This window comes from Gordonia sp. i37 (assembly GCF_002043085.1).
Lineage (GTDB): Bacteria > Actinomycetota > Actinomycetes > Mycobacteriales > Mycobacteriaceae > Gordonia > Gordonia polyisoprenivorans.
Genome location: NZ_MVPX01000035.1, coordinates 1 through 6843, shown reverse-complemented (window position 1 = coordinate 6843; position 6843 = coordinate 1). Strand labels below are relative to the sequence as shown.

Annotated in this window: 8 protein-coding genes; 7 read left to right on the top strand and 1 reads right to left on the bottom strand. The window is 63.3% G+C overall.

What is annotated here, in order from left to right; all coding sequences use genetic code 11:
• The 5 genes from B1964_RS01280 to B1964_RS01260 form a co-directional block, all read left to right on the top strand.
• Positions 1-209: proteasome activator (locus tag B1964_RS01280; protein ID WP_139765579.1), on the top strand; the 209-nt coding region annotated here is incomplete at its 5' end.
• 67 nt (positions 210-276) lie between these two features.
• The gene (locus B1964_RS01275) at positions 277-1125 is read left to right on the top strand and encodes an ABC transporter permease (protein WP_165776348.1); all 849 of its coding nucleotides are present in this window, start codon (positions 277-279) and stop codon (positions 1123-1125) included.
• Between the two features lie 23 nt (positions 1126-1148).
• A complete protein-coding gene (locus tag B1964_RS01270; protein ID WP_006369281.1) occupies positions 1149-1970 on the top strand; it encodes an ABC transporter ATP-binding protein in 822 nt (273 codons plus the stop codon).
• The gene (locus B1964_RS01265; RefSeq protein WP_079928495.1) at positions 1967-2881 is read left to right on the top strand and encodes a glycosyltransferase family 2 protein; all 915 of its coding nucleotides are present in this window, start codon (positions 1967-1969) and stop codon (positions 2879-2881) included. Before B1964_RS01270 ends, B1964_RS01265 begins: the two co-directional genes overlap by 4 nt.
• 139 nt (positions 2882-3020) lie before the next feature.
• On the top strand, positions 3021-3899 hold the full coding sequence (locus tag B1964_RS01260) for a TIGR03619 family F420-dependent LLM class oxidoreductase (RefSeq protein ID WP_014358524.1): 879 nt from the start codon (positions 3021-3023) through the stop codon (positions 3897-3899).
• A gap of 9 nt (positions 3900-3908) precedes the next feature.
• On the opposite strand, the gene B1964_RS01255 is transcribed toward B1964_RS01260, so the two are convergent.
• Positions 3909-4385: a MarR family transcriptional regulator gene (locus B1964_RS01255; protein ID WP_079928494.1), complete on the bottom strand. Its 477-nt coding sequence runs from the start codon at positions 4383-4385 to the stop codon at positions 3909-3911.
• A gap of 46 nt (positions 4386-4431) precedes the next feature.
• Between B1964_RS01255 and B1964_RS01250 the strand changes: the two genes are divergently transcribed.
• Both B1964_RS01250 and B1964_RS01245 read left to right on the top strand, forming a co-directional pair.
• The gene (locus B1964_RS01250; protein WP_366664250.1) at positions 4432-5337 is read left to right on the top strand and encodes an alpha/beta hydrolase; all 906 of its coding nucleotides are present in this window, start codon (positions 4432-4434) and stop codon (positions 5335-5337) included.
• A gap of 204 nt (positions 5338-5541) precedes the next feature.
• Complete coding sequence (locus tag B1964_RS01245) at positions 5542-6831, top strand: HNH endonuclease signature motif containing protein (RefSeq protein WP_079928492.1); 1290 nt, start codon at positions 5542-5544, stop codon at positions 6829-6831.
• The last annotated feature ends 12 nt before the right edge of the window (positions 6832-6843 follow it).

Genomic DNA, 6843 nt, shown 5'->3' with positions numbered 1-6843 from the left:
ACGACACCACCCCGTCCGACGCCGAGCTGCGGATCGCCCAAGCCCAGCTCGTCGGCTGGCTCGAGGGGCTCTTCCACGGCATCCAGACCGCCCTGTTCGCGCAGCAGATGGCCGCTCGCGCTCAACTCGAGCAGATGCGTCAGGGTGCGCTGCCCCCGGGGATGACACCGTCGGCGGGCGGACACGGCAGCACCGGCCAGTACCTCTGATCGGCACCTCTGGACGCCGGCGATTGTCCCGGCGCTTGTATGCTGTGGCCTCGTGTCAGCCGAAGTGATGCAGGGGCGGGTCCCACCGCCGCCCACAGGTGCGACGTCGCGGTCCATGCGCCGGGCGTTCGACGACCTGTCGGCGGGTCTGAACGCCCGCGAACTGTGGCTGCACCTCGGGTGGCAGGACATCAAGCAGCGCTACCGCCGCTCGTTGCTCGGTCCCCTGTGGATCACCATCGCCACCGGTGTCACCGCGGTCGCGATGGGCTTGCTCTACGGCGAGCTGTTCCACATGGACATCAAGTCGTTCCTGCCATACGTGACGCTCGGGTTCATCTTCTGGAACTTCATCCAGAACTCGATCCTCGAGGGCGCCGAGGTGTTCTCGAAGAACGAAGGACTGATCAAACAGCTCCCGTCGCCGGTGAGCGTGCACGTCTACCGGATGGTGTGGCGGCAGCTGATCATCTTCGCCCACAACATCGTCATCTACATCGCGATCCTGATCATTTTCCCGCAGCCGCTGAATTGGACTGCCCTGCTGGTCATCCCGGCCATCGCGCTGTTCGTCATCAACGGCGTGTGGGTGTCGATCGTCTTCGGCATCCTCTCGACCCGCTTCCGCGACATCGGCCAGTTGCTGACCACGGCGGTGCAACTGGTGTTCTTCATGACGCCGATCATCTGGACCACCGAGAATCTCGGCAAGCAGACCGGAGAGAAGTCCGAGCGACTCAAACTCGTCGAACTCAACCCGATGTATCACTACCTCGATATCGCGCGCGGTCCGCTGCTCGGTGAGTCGGTGGCCTTCTATCACTGGGCGGTCGTGATCGGCTGCACGATCGTCGGCTGGCTGATGGCGTTGGCCGTGATGCGCAACTACCGCGCCCGCGTGGCCTACTGGGTGTGACCGGCGGAGATAAGGCGACAACCATGGCGACCAGCAAGAGCACTGTCCGGGTGGACACCTGGGATGCGTGTGTCGACTTCCCGATATTCGACGCCAAGACGCGCTCGCTGAAGAAATCGGTGATCGGCGCGGCCGGCGGCGTGATCGGCGCCAATGCGTCGAACGTGATCGTCGTCGAGGCCCTGAAGAACATCAATCTGCATCTCGAGCACGGCGATCGCGTCGGATTGGTCGGGCACAACGGTGCCGGTAAGTCGACGTTGTTGCGACTGCTGTCAGGGATCTACGAGCCGACGCGCGGGCACTGTCAGGTGACCGGCCGCGTCGCACCCGTCTTCGACCTCGGGGTCGGCATGGACCCGGAGATCTCCGGCTACGAGAACATCATCATCCGCGGCATGTTCTTGGGATTGACCCGCAAGGAGATGCTCAAGAAGACCGACGAGATCGCGGAGTTCTCCGAGCTCGGCGACTACCTGAACATGCCGCTGCGCACCTACTCCACCGGTATGCGGGTGCGACTCGCCCTCGGCGTGGTGACCAGCATCGATCCGGAGATCCTCATCCTCGACGAGGGCATCGGCGCCGTCGACGCCGAGTTCATGAAGAAGGCGCGGACCCGTCTCGAGGCGCTCGTGGAGCGCTCGGGCATCCTCGTCTTCGCCAGCCACTCCAACGAATTCCTCGCCCAGCTGTGTGATCGCGCCCTGTGGATCGATCACGGCGAGGTGCGCATGGACGGCGGCATCGAGGACGTGGTGAACGCCTATGAGGGACCCGAGGCGGCATCGCATGTGCGTGAGGTTCTCGACGGCCTGAAGAAGGAAGCCGACACCGCCGAATGAGCATGCGCGACAAGATCGTTGCGGTCGTCGTCACCCATCGGCGCGCGGAGCTGCTGGCCGCATCCTTCGCGGTCCTCGGCTCGCAGACCCGGCCGGTCGACCACATCGTCGTCGTCGACAACGCCGATGAGCAGGCGGTCGCTGAACTCGTTGCCGCTCAGCCTGTTCCGACAACGTATCTGGGGTCCGCGCGCAATCTCGGTGGGGCGGGTGGTTTCGCGCTGGGCATGCTGCACGCACTGGCCCTCGGCGCCGACTGGGTGTGGTGCGCCGACGACGACGGCCGACCCGAGGGGCCCGAGGTCCTCGAGATCCTGCTGGGCTGCGCAACCCGCCACGACCTCGCCGAGGTGTCACCGGTGGTCGTCAACATCGACGATCCGGATACCCTCGCCTTTCCCCTTCGACGCGGAATCGCCTGGCGGCGTAAGCGTTCCGAGCTGTTCGAGAACGGCGAGGACAGCGGCGACGATCTGTTGCCCGGCATCGCGTCGCTGTTCAACGGAGCCCTGTTCCGTGCCGAAACGCTGGACATGGTCGGCGTCCCGGACCTGCGTCTGTTCTTCCGCGGTGACGAGGTCGAGATGCATCGCCGGCTGCAGCGGTCCGGTCTGCCATTCGGAACCTGTTTGACCACTGCCTATCTCCACCCCTACGGCTCCGACGAGTTCCGGCCGATCATGGGCGGCCGGATGCACACCCAGTACCCGGACAACCCGACCAAGCGGTTCTTCACCTACCGCAACCGCGGCTACCTGATGAGTCAGCCCGGGATGCGCAAGCTGCTCCCGCAGGAGTATGCGCGTTTCGGCTGGTACTTCCTGGTACAACAGCACGACGTCAAGGGCTTCTCCGAGTGGCTGCGCCTGCAGCGGCTCGGCCGACGGGAGCGGTTCGTCCGGCCGGAGTGAGGGGTGATTCACCCCGGTTTGTCGACCCCGATCGAGCTGTCTCGCGCCGTTAGCGCTGCCCTTCCCGAACCTTGCCCCACAAAACTAGAACATGTTCTACTGTGGAGACGGACCACGACGGGCTATCCGGGAGTAGAGCATGCGTTTCACCTTCGCCGAGGCGATGACCGATCCGGCCTACTACGCGCCGCTCGCGCAAGCCGCCGAGGCAGCGGGATATGCGGGGTTCACGATTCCGGACTCACTCGCCTACCCCGAGGAGTCCGACGCGACCTATCCGTACACGCCCGACGGCAACCGGGAGTTCCTCGAGGGCAAGGCGTTCATCGAGACCTTCATCGAGGCGGCTGCGTTGGGGGCGGTCACCTCGACGATTCGCTTCACACCGTTCGTGCTCAAGCTACCGGTCCGCCCGCCGGCCCTCGTCGCCAAGCAGGCAAGTTCGGTTGCGTACCTGACGAACAATCGACTCGCGCTCGGGGTCGGCACGAGCCCCTGGCCCGAGGACTACGACTTCATGGGGGTCGACTTCCGCAGGCGCGGAAAGCGTATGGACGAATGCATGGACATCTTCCGTGGGCTCACCTCCGGGGAATACTTCGAGTTCCACGGCGAGTTCTACGACATCCCGAAGATCAAGATGGCCCCTGCACCGACCGAACCGATTCCTCTGCTCGTCGGTGGTCACGCCGATGCAGCGCTGCGCCGAGCGGTGGTCCGCGGCGACGGCTGGATGCACGGCGGTGGGCCGCCCGAGGAACTCGACGTCCTGCTCGACAAGATCACCGACATCCGCAAGGCCGAGGGAAAACTCAACGACCCCTTCGAGATTCACGTCATCTCGCTCGACGCCTATACCGTCGACGGCTGTAAACGCCTGGAGGACAAAGGCATCACCGATGTCATCGTCGGCTTCCGGTTGCCCTACATCGTCGGTAACGATACCGAACCCCTGCAGAAGAAGCTCGATCACCTGAACTGGTACGCCGACAACGTGATCGCCAAGGTCAACGGCTGAGGGCCGCGATCACCGCTGCCGCACGTCGGTGACGATTCGCGTCATATCGTCGAGAAAGCGCTCGATGAGCCGCAGTTCGGCTTGATCGTAGTCCTTCAGGGCCTCCACTGCTGGAACGATGAGCGGTCCGAAGAAGCCGCGACCGACCGCTCGCGCATGTTCGGTCACCCCGACGAGTATCCGGCGCCGGTCGTCGCAATCCGGTGTTCGCACGACCATCCCGGCTCGTTCGAGCCGATCAAGAATCGCGGTCACTGTCGCCGAGTTGAGTCCGCCAAGGGTACGACCGAGCACCGCCGGCGTGGCCACCCCGCCGTCGCGTTCGGCCTCCAGCAGAACGATCAACGCCCGCAGATCCGTGGAGTGAAGTCCCTCGGATTTCGCGAACTGCGCTCCGAATAGGTCCAATTCGACTGTCAACGCTCGCAGATCACGGATGAGTCGATACTCCGGTCGCGAATCGTCGAGGTTCTCGTCGCGGGCCACCGCTCGACAGTACCTCATCAATCAATTACCTTGATCATCAACTTAAATGATCTTTGAGAGGATTGATATGGCCGATGCACACGCGTTCACCTCAACCCATGCCGGTCGCGAGTTCTGTGACCACTACCAAGCCCTGCGTGGCCGCTGGCCGACAGATGCCACCGACGCCGATCTGCCGTCCCGATTCGGCACGACTCGCACGACGTCATGGGGCCGCGGAAACGGCGAGGATCTTGTACTACTGCCAGGATCCGGTGCGACACTGACGGAATGGTTCGCCGTCGCCGAACCGCTGGGCGAGCATCGGCGATGTCACGCCGTGGACTTCATCGGAGACCCCGGGCTCTCCGTCCCTGGACGAGACCGCATCCGGTCGGTCGACGATGTTCTCGAGTGGCTCGAAACGACGATGACATCTCTGCATGCAGCCCGTCCCATCCTTGTCGGTCACTCCTACGGCGCGATGGTCGCCCTGGCCTTTGCACTCAGACATCCGGAACAGGTGAGCGGACTGGTGCTGCTCGACCCCAATTCATGTTTCGGACCAATGCGGATGCAATACCTCGCCCACGCGGTACCGATTCTGCTGCGGCCGAGTCGCTCTCGACAGCGGAAGTTTCTCGAATGGGAAACCGGCGGTGCCGCGTTGGATCATCAGTGGCTCGAATTGTCAGCGATCGGCGCCGCGCACTTCCCCTCTACTCGACCACGCGTCCCGCGTCGACCGAAGTCGGCGACGCTGGCTGGGTTGGCGGTACCGGTGTCGGTGATCCTCGCCGCAAACAGCAGAGTCCACGACGTCGGCAAGACCGCCGACGCTGTCCGAAACTCTCTGCCTCACTGCCATATTGACATCATCGATGGGGCCACGCACCACTCACTTCCCATGTTGCCACAGCCGGCCGTCACCACAGTGCTCACTTCCGCGTGCACCCGGTTCGCCGGTGGGTGACCCGCGGAGCGTCGAACCGTTGCAACTCGAATGCCGACAGGCCCCTATCACACCCCACCGACATAAGATTTCAGTTGGGCCGGGCACTCAATCCCGTTGTCCACAAGCATCTTTCCCTCCACAAGTCTGTCGAACACCCTTGCACTAATCCATATGTTCGAGTAGAGTAGAGCCCTCACACCGATCAGCCGCTGGGGAGGGCCCATGATCGACACCACCACAACTCTTGACATCAAAGATGTTGACGCTGAGGCGGTCTTCGCCGATATCGTCAGCCGACTCAGCGACTTGCAATGGAATCCGGAGATGACCGGACCGCAGGCTTTCGGTGCGATGAAGCAAGTTCTGTTGTTGCGGAATCTGGTTGATCACCACGCCACCACCCTCACCGGCGAGATGGACCGGTTAGGGGTCGCCGATCACAAGACCACCCGTTTGCGGGAACTGTTGATCAGCATGGGTTTCGCACCTGCCGTCGCAGGTCGGTACGTGCGGATTGCTGCCACCGGCGACATCGATCTGTTGTTGGCGCACGCCGCCGACGGGTCCATCTCCTCCGAACACGTCGATGCCATCGTCCGCGGATTGGCGCACATCGACACCCGATGCCCCGAACCTTTGGACACCGTGCAACGGTGCGAGTTTCTGCGGAAACTGCTGTCGCACTATTTCGCCGGCTTCACCCCCGCCGAGATCAACCTCTACGCACGACAGTTGGGAAACGAGCTCGCCGCGGAGACGCCTGGCGGGCTACCGGCGGCGGAGGACAAGACGATCAACTCCTACACCGACCGCATCACCGACGACGGCCGGCTGGAGATCTCGGCGAACCTCGACATCATCGCCGGGGAGAAAACCCGCACCCTGATGGAAACCTTGTCGGCTCCCAAGCCTCAGCCCGATGGGTCCCCGGATCCGCGGACGCCCGAACAGATCTGTGCCGCCCCGTTCGAGACGATCGTCGAACTCGCGGCACAAGGTTTGGCCGACACCACCTTCTCCGCCAAACCGACCAACGGACTGTTGTGGACATGGTCGGCCGACAACCCGGCACTCGGCGGGGACCTGCAGAATATGGGTGCCATCACCGAAGCGACCGCGAAAATGTTGTCGTGTGACACCACCATCACCAAGATCATCCTCAACACCGACGGCGCACCCCTCGACGTCGGACTCAAAGAACGGCTGTTCACTCCCGGGCAACGGAAAGCGTTGTTGGTGCGGGATCGTGGGTGCATCAAATGCGGTGCCCATGCCGGACGCTGCCAAGGACACCACGTGCGGCACTGGAGTGAGGGTGGTCCCACCGACCTCGACAACGGTTGTCTACTCTGCAGCAGTTGTCATGATGATGTGCACCACCACGGATGGGACATCATCATGGGATTCGACCGACACCCCTGGCTGATCCCACCCGCCAGCGTGGATCCGAAACGCCGACCGGTTCCGTCCTATTATCGGCGGACCATGCGGCTCGACGACGCAGCAGCCTGACCCGAAGAGCCT